12 protein-coding genes are annotated in these 12,317 nt (G+C 68.7%); 4 read left to right on the top strand and 8 right to left on the bottom strand.

Annotation, left to right across the window (positions count from 1 at the left end):
* Window positions 1-51 precede the first annotated feature (51 nt).
* Window positions 52-930, bottom strand: a complete 879-nt coding sequence (locus C9J49_RS02895) for a LysR family transcriptional regulator (RefSeq protein WP_107180868.1) — start codon at window positions 928-930, stop codon at window positions 52-54.
* A gap of 86 nt (window positions 931-1,016) precedes the next feature.
* Here C9J49_RS02895 and C9J49_RS02890 point away from each other — a divergent pair, with 86 nt between their 5' ends.
* The gene (locus tag C9J49_RS02890; RefSeq protein ID WP_046080059.1) at window positions 1,017-2,231 is read left to right on the top strand and encodes an MFS transporter; all 1,215 of its coding nucleotides are present in this window, start codon (window positions 1,017-1,019) and stop codon (window positions 2,229-2,231) included.
* Here the strand turns inward: C9J49_RS02890 and msrA are convergent.
* Window positions 2,216-2,863: a peptide-methionine (S)-S-oxide reductase MsrA gene (msrA, locus tag C9J49_RS02885; RefSeq protein ID WP_107180867.1), complete on the bottom strand. Its 648-nt coding sequence runs from the start codon at window positions 2,861-2,863 to the stop codon at window positions 2,216-2,218. The two genes, C9J49_RS02890 and msrA, sit on opposite strands and share 16 nt — an antisense overlap.
* Before the next feature lie 140 nt (window positions 2,864-3,003).
* Between msrA and C9J49_RS02880 the strand changes: the two genes are divergently transcribed.
* Both C9J49_RS02880 and C9J49_RS02875 read left to right on the top strand, forming a co-directional pair.
* On the top strand, window positions 3,004-5,274 hold the full coding sequence (locus C9J49_RS02880; RefSeq protein ID WP_107180866.1) for an FAD-dependent oxidoreductase: 2,271 nt from the start codon (window positions 3,004-3,006) through the stop codon (window positions 5,272-5,274).
* The gene (locus tag C9J49_RS02875) at window positions 5,274-5,903 is read left to right on the top strand and encodes a CDP-alcohol phosphatidyltransferase family protein (protein WP_107180865.1); all 630 of its coding nucleotides are present in this window, start codon (window positions 5,274-5,276) and stop codon (window positions 5,901-5,903) included. The genes C9J49_RS02880 and C9J49_RS02875 overlap by 1 nt, the downstream gene beginning before the upstream one ends.
* Before the next feature lie 87 nt (window positions 5,904-5,990).
* On the opposite strand, the gene C9J49_RS02870 is transcribed toward C9J49_RS02875, so the two are convergent.
* A complete protein-coding gene (locus tag C9J49_RS02870; protein WP_035595239.1) occupies window positions 5,991-6,473 on the bottom strand; it encodes a peptidylprolyl isomerase in 483 nt (160 codons plus the stop codon).
* A 207-nt stretch (window positions 6,474-6,680) separates the two neighbouring features.
* Between C9J49_RS02870 and C9J49_RS02865 the strand changes: the two genes are divergently transcribed.
* Window positions 6,681-6,962 (top strand): hypothetical protein, encoded by a 282-nt coding sequence (locus C9J49_RS02865; RefSeq protein WP_035595240.1) that lies wholly within the window; start codon window positions 6,681-6,683, stop codon window positions 6,960-6,962.
* 78 nt (window positions 6,963-7,040) lie between these two features.
* Here the strand turns inward: C9J49_RS02865 and C9J49_RS02860 are convergent, their stop codons facing one another.
* The 5 genes from C9J49_RS02860 to C9J49_RS02840 form a co-directional block, all read right to left on the bottom strand.
* Window positions 7,041-7,508: a glycine zipper 2TM domain-containing protein gene (locus tag C9J49_RS02860; protein WP_107180864.1), complete on the bottom strand. Its 468-nt coding sequence runs from the start codon at window positions 7,506-7,508 to the stop codon at window positions 7,041-7,043.
* 286 nt (window positions 7,509-7,794) lie between these two features.
* On the bottom strand, window positions 7,795-8,013 hold the full coding sequence (locus C9J49_RS02855; protein WP_035595246.1) for a hypothetical protein: 219 nt from the start codon (window positions 8,011-8,013) through the stop codon (window positions 7,795-7,797).
* A 438-nt stretch (window positions 8,014-8,451) separates the two neighbouring features.
* Entirely contained in the window at window positions 8,452-10,050 is a 1,599-nt protein-coding gene (locus C9J49_RS02850; protein ID WP_107180863.1) for an isocitrate lyase, read from the bottom strand.
* Window positions 10,051-10,422: 372 nt separating this feature from the next.
* Window positions 10,423-10,854, bottom strand: a complete 432-nt coding sequence (locus tag C9J49_RS02845) for a GNAT family N-acetyltransferase (RefSeq protein WP_107180862.1) — start codon at window positions 10,852-10,854, stop codon at window positions 10,423-10,425.
* Window positions 10,855-10,872: 18 nt separating this feature from the next.
* Window positions 10,873-12,057, bottom strand: coding sequence for a cupin domain-containing protein (locus C9J49_RS02840; RefSeq protein WP_107180861.1), 1,185 nt, complete (start codon window positions 12,055-12,057; stop codon window positions 10,873-10,875).
* Between the last annotated feature and the right edge of the window lie 260 nt (window positions 12,058-12,317).

Genomic DNA, 12,317 nt, shown 5'->3' with positions numbered 1-12,317 from the left:
TAAAGCCCATCGGCTGGGACATGTTGGCGAGCCTCGTCCCGTGGTCTTGACTCAGCGGTTCTCCAGCGCGAATTCCACGAACGCCTGTTCCGCCCGGGACAGGTAGGCGCCTTCCTTCCAGGCCAGCGACAGCGCCAGCCAGGCCGGCGGGTCGAAGGGCACCGCCGCCAGCTCCGGTTCCTCGACCACGCGCCTGAGAAAGGTGGTGATGCCGTAGCCCTGGCGCACGATGGCCTTGGTCAGCGGGATCAGGTTCGACTCGAAGGCGACGTTGGCGCTGGCGCCGGTGTCCCGTGCCAGGGCGTCGATGAACTCGCGATGGAAGTAGCCGTCCTGGAACAGCACCAGCGGCTCGGCGAAGAAGTCCTCGGGCGTGACGCGGTCCCGCCCGGCGAAGGGATGCTCCCGGGGCACGCATACCACCATCTCCTCCCGCGCCAGCGGCTGGCGCGTCAGATGGCGGCTCTCGCCGTCGTCGATCACCACGCCCAGATCCAGCTCGCCCGCGGCGATCATGCGCTGCAGGCGGCGCGCGCCGGCCTCCAACACCGTCAGCCGGATGCCCGGGTGGCGTTCCTTGAAGCCCATCAGCAGCGGCGGGAAATAGTAGGAGCCCAGCATCGAGGGAATGCCGATGCGTAGTTCGCCCTTCACCAGCCCGTGCAGCTCCCGCATGGCCAGCTCGGCCGCCTCGGCTCGGGCCAGCAGGTCGCGGGCGTGCTCGACCAGCGCCTCGCCCTCGGCGGTCAGGCCGATGCGCCGCTCGTGGCGGTGGAAGAGGGTGAGATCGAGGCGATGTTCCAGGTTGGCGATGGTCTGGCTGACCGCGGACTGGGCCAGGTGCAGCGAGCGGGCGGCGGCGCTGAAGCCGCCCTGGTCCACCACCGCCAGGAAGACGCCGAGGCTGCGCAGGTCGAAGGGCAGGGCCATAAGACAATCCGATGAGTACGATCATTAACTTCTGCTTGGCTTATCATTGTGCGCCTTCGATCATGGTCGGCCAACCCGGAGGACCTATGATCGACGCTCACAGCCGCGCCTGGTGGCGCGCGACCCTGGCCCTGAGCCTGGGTTCCTTCCTCGTGTTTCTGAATCTCTACGTGGTGCAACCGCTGCTGCCGTCGCTGCATCAGGCCCACGGGGTCTCGACCCTGGTCGCCAACCTGGCGATGTCGCTGGCCACGCTGTCGCTGGCCGCGGCCCTGCTGGTGTTCGGCCCGCTGTCTGATGCCATCGGGCGCGGCGGTATCATGCGCCTGACGCTGCTTGCGGCCGGCGGCCTGTCGCTGGCGCTGGCCGTGGCGCCGGGCTTCGAGGCGCTGCTGGCACTGCGCGTGGTGCAGGGCTTCGTGCTGGGCGGGCTGCCGGCGGTGGCGATCGCCTGGATGGGCGATGAATTCGAGCCCTCGGCGATGCTGCCGGCGGTGGGGCTCTACATCGCCGCCAACTCGCTGGGCGGGATCTCGGGGCGGGTGATCGGCGGCTGGGCCGCGGAGTCGGCCGGGATCTCGGCGAGCTTCCTGTGGGTCGGCGGCCTGACGCTCGCCGGGGTGGCGCTGTTCTGGTGGCTGCTGCCGGCGTCCCGGGGCTTCACCCCGCGGCGCTTCCGGCTGGGCGAGGCGCTCGGCGATCTGGCCGGGCACCTGCGCCAGCCCGAGCTGCGCGGGGCCTACCTGCTGGGCGGGCTCAACTTCCTGGTGTTCATCAATCTCTACAGCTACCTGACCTTCCGCCTGGCGGCCGAGCCTTTCGCGCTGGACGCCCGCTGGCTGGGGCTGCTGTTCCTGACCTACCTGGGCGGCACGCTGGGCTCGTCGATGTCCGGGCGCCTGGTGCGCCGCGCCTCGCCGCCGACCTGCATGGCGCTCGGCACGCTGCTGCTGGCCTCGGGCATGGCGCTGACGCTGGCGTCCTCGCTGCCGATCATCCTGGGCGGGCTGACCCTGGCGGCCTTCGGCTTTTTCCTGGCCCACTCCATGGCCTCGGGCTGGGTGGGGCGCCAGGCCCGGCGCGCCCGGGGCAGCGCCTCGGCGCTCTATCTGGTGTTCTACTACCTCGGTGCCAGCCTCGGTGGGCTGTGGCTCGAGCCGTTCTGGCGCGCGGGGGCCTGGCCGGGCGTGCTGCTCGGCGGCGCCCTGGTGCTGGCGATCACCCTGACGCTGGCCCTGCGGCTGCGCCGCGGCGAGCGACGTCGGGCGGCCGAGGAGGCCGCGGCTCAGGGCATGGCGTAGGCCTCGGCCTCGTCGCCCCAGACCTCTTGCAGCCGGTCCTCGCGCCCGCAGGCCGACTTGTAGAAGTTGTAGCGCACCGGGTTCTTGTCGTAGTAGTCCTGGTGATAGGTCTCGGCGGGGTAGAAGGCCGTGAAGTCGAGGATCTCGACGCCGATCTCGCGGCCGAAGCGCTCGGCCATGGCGTCGCGGGTCGCCTCGGCCATGGCGCGCTGGTCGGCGTGTTCGGGGAAGATGGCGCTCTGGTAGGGGCGGCCCCGGTCGCAGAACTGGCGATTGACGGCGAAGGGATCGATGTTGCGCCAGAACACATAGAGCAGGGTGCGGTAGTCGACCCGCTCGGGATCGTACTCCACCTTCACCACCTCGATGTGATCGGTGTCGCCGGACGAGACCTGCTCGTAACTGGGGTTCTCCAGCTCGCCGCCGGCGAAGCCCGAGGTCGTGGCGACCACGCCCTCGACCTTGTCGTAGGCCTCTTCCACGCACCAGAAGCAGCCGCCGCCGAACACGGCGCTTTCCTTCGCAGGGCCGTCGATGGCAGTGCTGTCGGACTCGGCGGTCGCGGGGCCGGCGAACGCGGTGGCGAGCAGCAGCGGCAGGGCGGGCAGGCGGATCGAGCGGTTGAGTGTCATGATGGGGACCTCCTCCAGGATGCAATGGAGCGTCGTCGATCGGGATCGGCTTTCCTTACACGCGGTTGACCGCCAGTGTAAGGGGAAGTGCCTGGCGACGACTCAGGGGCGAGACCTCACCATGGAACAGGGAGACCGACTTGACCAAGCGACGCTTGCTGCTGCTGTGTCTTATCGTGCTGGCCTTCGCCGCCTTCTTTCTCTCCGGCGCCGACCAGCTGCTGACGCTGGAGTCTCTCAAAGCCGAACAGGCCCGCTTCCAGGCCTGGCTGGCGGCGGAGCCGCTGACGGTGGCCGGGGGGTTCTTCGCGCTCTATGTGGCCATGGCGGCGCTGTCGCTGCCGGGCGCGGCGCTGCTGACGCTGCTCGGCGGGGCGCTGTTCGGTTTCGGCTGGGGGCTTCTGCTGATCTCGTTCGCCAGCAGCCTGGGCGCGACCCTGGCCGCGCTGATCGCCCGCACGCTGGCCCGCGCGCCGCTGGAACGGCGCTTCGCCGCCCAGCTCGAGCGCGTCAATGCCGGCATTCGCCGCGAAGGCGCCTTCTATCTCTTCACCCTGCGGCTGATTCCGCTGTTTCCGTTCTTCGTCATCAATCTGGTGATGGGCCTGACGCGGATGCGCCTGACCACCTTCTACTGGGTCAGCCAGCTGGGCATGCTGCCGGGCACCGCGGTCTACGTGAACGCCGGCCGCGAGCTGGGAGATCTCGAGTCCCTGTCCGGTATCCTGTCGCCGGGGCTGATCCTGTCCTTCGCCCTGGTCGGGCTGTTTCCCTGGCTGGCCCGGGGGCTGATCGGCGTGGCCAAGCGGCGCCGGCTGGCGCGGCGCTTCTCCCGGCCGACGCGCTTCGATCATGACATCGTGGTGATCGGTGGCGGCTCGGCCGGGCTGGTGGCGAGCTACATCGCCGCCGCGGTGAAGGCCCGGGTGGCGCTGGTGGAGCGCGACCGGCTGGGCGGTGACTGCCTGAACACCGGCTGCGTGCCCTCCAAGGCGCTGATTCGCGCGGCGCGTGCCGCCGAGGAGGTGCGCCGGGCGCCGCGCTATGGCGTCGAGGCGGGCAAGCCGAGGGTCGATTTCGCCGCCGTCATGGGCCACGTGCGCGGCGCGATCCGCGAGATCGAGCCCCACGACAGCCGCGAGCGCTACGAGGGGCTAGGCGTCGAGGTCGTCCAGGGCGAGGCGCGACTGGACGACCCCTGGCGGGTTCGCGTGTTCGGAAGCGAGGGCGAGCGGGTGATCACCGCCCGCCATGTGATCATCGCCAGCGGCGCCTCGCCCTGGGTGCCGCCGTTGCCGGGCATCGAGAAGACCGAGCCGCTGACCTCGGACACCCTCTGGCAGCTCGAGGCGCTGCCCGAGCGGCTGCTGGTGCTGGGCGGCGGGCCCATCGGCTGCGAGCTGGGCCAGAGCTTCGCGCGGCTGGGGAGCCGGGTGAGCCTGGTGGAGCTGGGCGACCAGCTGCTGCCGCGGGAAGACGAGGACGTCGCCGCCGAGGTGGCATCGCGGCTGCGCGATGAGGGCGTCGAAGTGCATCTGACGGCCAAGGCGCTGCGGGTGGTGACGGATGACGACGGCGGCCAGGGCCTGGAGATCGAGGTCGGCCAGACAGGGGAGAAGGGGGAGGAGACGCGCGTCGAGACGCTGCCCTTCGACCGGCTGCTGGTGGCGGTGGGGCGGCGCGCCAACGTGTCCGGCCTGGGGCTCGAGGCCCTGGGCGTCGAGACCGCTCCGGACGGCACCCTGGCGGTGGACGAGACGCTGCGCTCGGTGCTGCCCAACGTCTGGGCCTGCGGCGACGTGGCCGGCCCCTTCCAGCTGACTCACGCCGGGGCACACCAGGCCTGGCACGCCACGGTCAATGCCCTGTTCGGCGAGCTCAGGCGTTTTCGGGTCAGCTATCGGGCGTTGCCGGCGGTGACCTTCACCGACCCGGAGGTGGCGCGGGTCGGCCTCAACGAACGCGAGGCACGCGAGCGCGGCATCGAGGTCGAGGTGACCCGCTACGCGCTGTCCGAACTCGACCGCGCCATCGCCGACGGCCAGCGGGAGGGCTTCGTCAAGGTGCTCACCGTGCCGGGGCGCGACCGCCTGCTGGGCGCCACCCTGGTCGGCGCGGGCGCGGGCGAGATGCTGGCCGAGTTCACCCTGGCCATGACCCACGGCATCGGGCTCAACAAGCTGCTCGGCACCGTGCACCCCTATCCGACCCGCAGCGAAGCGGTGAAGGCCACCGCCGGGGTGTGGAAGAACGCCCACAAGCCGGCGCGCCTGCTGGCCTGGCTCGAGCGCTATTTCGCCTGGCGGCGCGGCGAGGAGCGGGCGTCGAACGCCCGCGACACGGCGGAGCGCGACGAGACGGGAAGGGAGCCGCCGGGCAATGACGGTCTGAACGAGAAGAGGGAGGCCTGATGCTCGATCGCTGGACCATGCCGTTGACCCAGCGGCCGCTCAAGTGGCTGGCGCACAGGCTTGCCAAGACCGGCGTGCGGCCGGACCAGGTGACCGTCGCGGCCTTTGTGGTCGGGATGCTGGCGCTGCCGTTGCTGGCCATGGAGGCCTACGGCGCGGCCCTCGTCGCCGTCCTGCTCAACCGGCTGGGCGACGGCCTGGACGGCACCCTGGCGCGACTGACCGATCACGCCAGCGACGCCGGGGGCTTTCTCGATATTGGCCTGGACTTCGTCTTCTACGCCGCCGTGGTGCTGGGCTTCGCCCTGGCCGACCCGGCCGCCAACGCCCTGGCCGCGAGCCTGCTGCTGTTCGCCTTCATCGGCACCGGCACGTCGTTTCTGGCCTTCGCCATCATGGCCGCCCGCCACGCACTGGACCGGCCGCGCTTCCCGCGTAAGGCCTTCTACTACCTGAACGGGCTGACCGAAGGTACCGAGACGCTGCTGGCGCTGGTGGCCTTCTGCCTGTGGCCGGCGCACTTCCCGCTGCTGGCCGGTCTCTTCGCGGTGGCCTGCCTGATCACCACCGCGACCCGGCTGGCAGGCGGCTACCTGACCCTGAAGGCGATGCCGAGGGCTTCGGAGTGAGCCGGCTCAGTGGTCAGGCACGTTCGTCTCGGGCATGAAAAAGGGCAGCCCGGAGGCTGCCCCTTTTTCGTTCTGGCTGGCGGGAGCTTAGTGCTCGTGGCCACCTTCGCCGTGGACGTGGCCGTGCTCGACCTCTTCCTGGCTGGCCTCGCGGACTTCGGCGATCTCGACGTCGAAGTTCAGGGTCTGGCCGGCGAGCGGGTGGTTGCCGTCGACGGTGACGGTGTCGCCTTCGACCTGGGTCACGGTGACCATCAGCGGGCCGCCCTGGGTCTGCGCCTGGAACTGCATGCCCGGCTCGATGCTCTCGACGCCCTGGAAGGCGTCGCGCGGGACTTCTTGCACCAGCTGCGGCTGGACTTCGCCGTAGCCTTCTTCAGGGGCGACCTTGGCCTGGAGCTTGTCGCCAGCCGCACGACCTTCCATTTCCTTCTCGAGGCCCGGGATGATGTTGCCGGCGCCGTGGAGGTAAGTCAGCGGCTCACGGCCTTCCGAGCTGTCCAGCACTTCCCCTGCATCATTGGTCAGGGTGTAGTGGAAGGCCACAACGGAATTCTGTGCGATTTGCATGATGAACCTATCGATGAGTGCGTGTGCGCGCATGGTAACGTGGCTTCCCGGGGACTGTCAGTGGCGCAAGGAGATTTTTCAGCTTGCCCGGTACGATCCTGAGTGCGATTCACGCCGTGTCCCGTGGTTGCGTGCTTCCGAAGGCAGGGATACCCTTTGCTGCGACACCTTTTCCCCTTGTCCTTCGTTCCCTGTTGGAGACCCTCCATGACCGTGACCGTCATCTGGCTGATCGCCTTTGCCGTGATCCTCTTCCTGTGCCTGAGCCGCTGGGAGGCCTCCGTCAGCGCGGGGCTCGACAAGCTGATTCCCGCCGTGCTGCGCAGCGAGGACGACCGCTGGGTGTGGAGCCCGGCCATCGCCGTGCTGGCCGCGACGGCCATCGTGCGGCCGGTGGACCTGCTGCTGACGCTGATCATCATCGCGGTGATCGCGCTGGTGGGTGGCAAGCTGGCGTGCTGGGCGATGCGCAAGGCCAATTTCCACTGAGCCGGCGCCTCTGGACCGAAAAGGCCCGCGGCATGCGCCGCGGGCCTTTTGCGTTGAGCGTCGTCGAACCGCCGGGGCTCAGTAGGGCGCCACGCTGACGTTGTTGCCGGTGCCGATCAGGCGCACCTGCTGACCGACCTGGAACGGCTGGTCGGCCTTCTGCACCACCACCACGGTCTGGCCGGTCTGCTTGCGGATCTCGAGCTCCCAGGCATCCGTGCGGTTGGCGCTGTCCTCGATCTTCTTGCCGGCCACGCTGCCGCCGATGGCGCCGGCCGCGGTGGCCAGCGTCCGGCCCGAGCCGCCGCCGATCTGGTTACCCAGCAGGCCACCGATGGCGGCGCCGCCGAGACCGCCGATGGCGCCGCTGTTCTGGTCGCCGGCCTGGATCTGCACCCGGCGCATGGCGGTGATGGTGCCCACGCTCACGTTCTGGGCCACCTTGGCCTGGTTGCCGGTGTAGACATTGCCCGAGTAGGGCGAGGTGTTGGCGCAGCCCGCCAGGGTCAGGGCGCCTAGGGCGACGATGGGAAGAAAACGCTTCATGGGTAACCTCCTTGCAAGTCGGTGAGCGACGCGGTGGGCGTCTGCCGTATGGCTTCCGTAGGGCATGATGCAGCGGGCCTCTGGCTTGCCGGTGCCCATACCCTGCCTGTAGTCGGGAGGTTTGACCAGTGAAAGACAAAAAGGTGCGCCTGCGAACGACATCGGTGCCCCTGGGGGGCCGGCCGCATGAAAAAACCCACCCCGCGGGGCGGGATGGGCAATGGCTAGTCATGCCATGTCACCGGGGAGGCGAGTCATTCCGCTTCCAGGGGTCTCGCTTTCCGCATCACTCCTCTTCGAGCTGGGTCGCGTCGCCGGTCAGCACCTCGTCCCAGGCATCGTCGAGGGAGTAGCCCGCGCGGCTGTCGACGGTGTCGATCACCTCGACGGCGTGCTGGAGGGATTCCCGGTTGCCTTTCAGGGCCAGCACCAGCTTGGCGAGTTCCTGCTTGCTGAACGTGCTGGCAATGAGGTCGGCTTGGTGGCTCAGTTCGATGCAGTTCATGTGTAACACCTCGTGCGGTGGCCATCGTCGATGGCGTGATGGGCGTTTGCTACTCATGCCGGGCCGGGTAAGCGCCCGGTGCTGCAGTCGCGAAGTGGTCACAAGCTTGGAAAGACCATCGCCTACGGCGCCTGGATCATCGTGAAAGCGCCTTCTTTGTAGCTTTCAGTGCAGGTCGCCGGTCGGGGTAGCGACGCGTTGTCCTGCGCTGTGACTTGACTATGGTGCAGTACGGCAGAACCGACCATGCCTCCTTGGGCGCAGCCGGCGTTGTAACTCGACTACATCCTTTAAGGAACGGCAGCGAGGTTGTCGGCCTCCTTCACGGGGCACTTGGCGCGCTGCATCGCGGTGCACCGAGGTCGGGTGAGCGGGCACGAGAAAGGGGAGGCCGAAGCCTCCCCGAGCGTCCTGTCGCTGTGCCGTCGCGGCGTGCGATCAGCCGAACTGGTTCATGGTGTTGTCCTTGCCGCCGGCCTTGAGCGCCGCCTCGCCGTGGAAGAACTCCTTGTGGTCGTCGCCGATGTTGGAGCCGGCCATGTCCTGGTGCTTGACGGTGGCGATGCCCTCGCGGATCTCGCGGCGCTGCACGCCCGCCACGTAGGCCAGCATGCCTTCGTCGCCGAAGTAGCCCTTGGCCAGGTTATCGGTGGACAGGGCCGCGGTGTGGTAGGTCGGCAGGGTGATCAGGTGGTGGAAGATGCCGGCCTCGCGGGCGGCGTCACGCTGGAAGTTCTGCGTCCACTCGTCGGCCTGGCGCCCCAGCTCGGTGTCGTCGTACTCGGCGTTCATCAGGTCGGCGCGGTCGTAGGCGCTGACGTCGCGGCCCTCGGCTTCCCAGGCGTCGAACACCTGCTGGCGGAAGTTCAGTGTCCAGTTGAAGGACGGCGAGTTGTTGTAGACCAGCTTGGCGTCGGGGCAGACCTCGCGCACCCGGTCCACCATGCCCTTGATCTGACCGACATGGGGCTTCTCGGTCTCGATCCACAAGAGGTCGGCGCCGTTCTGCAGGCTGGTGATGCAGTCCAGCACCACCCGGTCCTCGCCGGTGTCCGGCTTGAACTGGTAGAGGCCGGAGGCCAGGCGCTTGACCTTGACCAGCTTGCCGTCCTGCTTGATCACCACGTCGCCGTTGGCGATATCGTCCGCGGAGGTGATCTCGTCGCCGTCGAGGAAGGCGTTGTACTGATCGCCCAGGTCGCCCGGCGCGTGGCTGACGGCGATCTTCTGGGTCAGGCCGGCGCCCAGGGAGTCGGTGCGGGCGACGATTACGCCGTCTTCCACGCCGAGTTCCAGGAAGGCGTAACGCACGGCGTTGAGCTTGGCGATGAAGTCCTCGTGCGGGACGGTGACCTTGCCGGCCTGGTGGCCGCACTGCTTCTCGTCGGAGACCTGGTTCTCGATCTGCAGGCAGCAGGCCCCGGCCTCGATCATCTTCTTGGCCAGCAGGTAGGTGGCCTCGGCGTTGCCGAAGCCGGCGTCGATGTCGGCGATGATCGGCACCACGTGGGTCTCGAAGTTGTCGATCTTGCCCTCGAGCTCGGCGGCCCTGGCGCTGTCGCCGGCCTCGCGGGCCGCTTCCAGATCGCGGAACAGGTGGTTGAGCTCCCAGCTGTCGGCCTGGCGCAGGAAGGTGTAGAGCTCCTCGATCAGCGCCGGCACGCTGGTCTTTTCGTGCATCGACTGGTCGGGCAGCGGGCCGAACTCGGAGCGCAGGGCGGCGATCATCCAGCCCGAGAGGTACAGGTAGCGACCCTTGGTCTGGCCGAAGTGCTTCTTGATGGAGATCATCTTCTGCTGGCCGATGAAGCCGTGCCAGCAGCCCAGCGACTGGGTGTACTTCGCGGTGTCGCCGTCGTAGGCCGCCATGTCCTGGCGCATGATCCGGGCGTTGTAGCGGGCGATGTCCAGGCCGGTCTGGAAGCGGTTCTGGACGCGCAGCCGGGCGGCATGCTCGGGCGTGATGTTGTCCCACTTGCCGCGCTGACCTTCGCGCAGCTGGGTCAGGGTCTTGAGTTGATCTTGAAACGTTGCCATGGAGCCATCCTCTCTGCCTTCAGGGGGAAGGTCGCCCGCTCTCGTCCCGGCGTGATTGCCGTCTGGTGTCGACGAAGCCTTATGCTGCGACCGCGAAGCGCTATCAGGTTCGTCCGCTTTCCCGAGTCTGTCTCTAGGGTGTTGGTCGAACCTCGTCGAGAGAGGAAAGTGCCCGGCGACTACATGGCATAACTGTTGATGCCGGGCGTCCCTCGCTCGCCTTGGATATCACTATGGGCGGGCATGGCGCGGCTCAACAATTGATCCTTGGGGGCAGCGAGGGTTGTAGTCCGACTACAGGACGGGGGCGGGAATCGCCATTCCTGTAGTCGGGTTTCCCGATGGGGGCGGAAAATGGGAGGGAGAAAACGCTCAGGCGTCGAGGCGCAGCGCCATGTTGCGGTGCGGAATGCCGGCCTCCATGAAGGTCTCGCCGAAGGCTTCGAAGCCCAGTCGCTCGTAGAACGCCAGGGCATGGGTCTGGGCGGCGAGCTCGGCGGCAGGCAGGCCGCGGTGGCGTGCGGCGGCGATCGCCGCCTCCATCAGCGCCAGCCCGATGCCGAGGCCACGCGCCTCGGCGAGCACGGCGACGCGGCCGATATGGCCGTCGGGCAGCAGCCGGGCGGTGCCCAGGGCGCGGCCGTCGGCCAGCGCCAGGAAATGCAGGCACTCGGGATCTCGGCCGTCCCATTCCTCGTTTCTGGGCACGTCCTGCTCCTCGATGAAGACGACGCGGCGGATCTCGCCGGCCGCCTCGCCGAGGGTCTGCCAGTCGCCCTCGCGGATCTCGACGCTCGTGCTCATGCGCTTACTCCTCTGTGTTCATTCTTCTTCGTCGTTCCACCAGGCCAGGCTGCCGGCGTCGAGCAGATGGGTCAGCACGCGGGGCGCGTCGTCGAAGGCCAGCAACTCGGCGTCGACCGGTTCGCCGCCCGCCAGGGCGCGGGCCAGGGCGATCGAGCACTCGACGCCGTCGCCGTCGACGAACAGGGTGGCGCGTGCGTCGTCCAGTGCGCGCCAGGCGAAGCGCGAGCCGGGCGGGCGTTCCAGTGTCTCGCCGTCCTGTAGTGCGGCGACAAGGTCGTTCGGGTCGGTGGGCGTCTCGCTGGCCACCAGCTGGTCGACGTACTTGGGCTGGGTCATCACGCGGCCGAACCACTGGGCCAGCTGGGCCGGGTCGTCCAGGGTCTCGAGGATCAGTGTGCGCATGCGCTCGAGGGCGGCGTCGTCGAGCTCGGCCGGGTCGGCGGGCGCCGCCATGCCGGCGTCGGCGTAGCGCAGCGAGGGAGGCAGCTGCTCGCCGATGTAGTCGGCGTAGGAGGTCACGGCCTCGTCGGCGGAGGGGGCGCGGAAGCCCACCGAGAAGGTCATGCAGTCACTGGACTGGCTGACGCCGTGATGGGCCCAGCCCGGCGGCAGGTAGAGCATGTCGCCCGGTTCCAGCACCCAGTCGGCGTCGGCCTCGACCTCGAAGGTCTCGAGGATGCGCAGGTCGATGCCCTTGAGGATCGGGGCGTCGTCGTCGACCCTGCCGCCGAGCTGCCAGCGGCGCTGGCCGCTGGCCTGAAGCAGGAAGACGTCATACTGGTCGACGTGGGGGCCGACGCTGCCGCCGGGCGGCGCATAGCTGACCATGATGTCGTCGAGGCGCCAGCTCGGCAGGAAGTCGAAGGTCTCGAGCAGCTCGGCGACCTCGGGCACGTAGTGGTCCACGGCCTGGACCAGCAGGGTCCAGTCCTGCTCCGGCAGGCGGGCGAAGGTGGCCTCGTCGAAGGGGCCGTGGCTGACCTGCCAGGGGCCGTCAGGGCCTTGCTCCTCGACCAGACGCGCCTCGATGTTCTCCTCGCAGGCCAGGCCGGCGAGCTCGTCGGGTTCGAGCGGGCTCTGGAAGTCGGGGATGGCGCCGCGGATCAGCAGCGGCCGGCGCTGCCAGTGGTCGCGCAGAAAGTCGGCGGCGGTGCGGCCGCCGAGCAGGGTGAGGGGTTCGTCTCGGGACTGTCGTGACATGAGGCTCGCGCTCGCGAAGGGATGAAACGGCGACAGGCGCCGATTGGCGCCTGTCGGGATACTAGCATGTGGGGCCAGCCGACGAGGGGCATGGCGGGTTAAGGATCGGGCCTCGTGCTCGCGATCCCGGGAACGAAACCCTGACACTGCGCTTGCCGCCTGCGCGTCGCTTCACAACATAATCCCTCACGGGTGAAGCTGGCTCGCCATCCCTGGCGAGCCACGCGCGCGGCTGCGCTGGTGTCAGCGTCCCCGGGTAG

The organism is Halomonas sp. SL1, from assembly GCF_003030865.2.
Taxonomy (GTDB): domain Bacteria; phylum Pseudomonadota; class Gammaproteobacteria; order Pseudomonadales; family Halomonadaceae; genus Halomonas; species Halomonas halophila.
The sequence above is the reverse complement of the archived record's forward strand: the minus strand, read 5'-3'. Positions and strand labels throughout refer to the sequence as shown.

Excerpts from the sequence above, each read along its gene's own strand:
- C9J49_RS02895 (WP_107180868.1), bottom strand. The coding sequence starts at position 930 with ATGGCCCTGCCCTTCGACCTGCGCAGCCTCGGCGTCTTCCTGGCGGTG.
- C9J49_RS02890 (WP_046080059.1), top strand. The coding sequence starts at position 1,017 with ATGATCGACGCTCACAGCCGCGCCTGGTGGCGCGCGACCCTGGCCCTG.
- msrA (WP_107180867.1), bottom strand. The coding sequence starts at position 2,863 with ATGACACTCAACCGCTCGATCCGCCTGCCCGCCCTGCCGCTGCTGCTC.
- C9J49_RS02875 (WP_107180865.1), top strand. The coding sequence starts at position 5,274 with ATGCTCGATCGCTGGACCATGCCGTTGACCCAGCGGCCGCTCAAGTGG.
- C9J49_RS02870 (WP_035595239.1), bottom strand. The coding sequence starts at position 6,473 with ATGCAAATCGCACAGAATTCCGTTGTGGCCTTCCACTACACCCTGACC.
- C9J49_RS02865 (WP_035595240.1), top strand. The coding sequence starts at position 6,681 with ATGACCGTGACCGTCATCTGGCTGATCGCCTTTGCCGTGATCCTCTTC.
- C9J49_RS02860 (WP_107180864.1), bottom strand. The coding sequence starts at position 7,508 with ATGAAGCGTTTTCTTCCCATCGTCGCCCTAGGCGCCCTGACCCTGGCG.
- C9J49_RS02855 (WP_035595246.1), bottom strand. The coding sequence starts at position 8,013 with ATGAACTGCATCGAACTGAGCCACCAAGCCGACCTCATTGCCAGCACG.
- C9J49_RS02850 (WP_107180863.1), bottom strand. The coding sequence starts at position 10,050 with ATGGCAACGTTTCAAGATCAACTCAAGACCCTGACCCAGCTGCGCGAA.
- C9J49_RS02845 (WP_107180862.1), bottom strand. The coding sequence starts at position 10,854 with ATGAGCACGAGCGTCGAGATCCGCGAGGGCGACTGGCAGACCCTCGGC.
- C9J49_RS02840 (WP_107180861.1), bottom strand. The coding sequence starts at position 12,057 with ATGTCACGACAGTCCCGAGACGAACCCCTCACCCTGCTCGGCGGCCGC.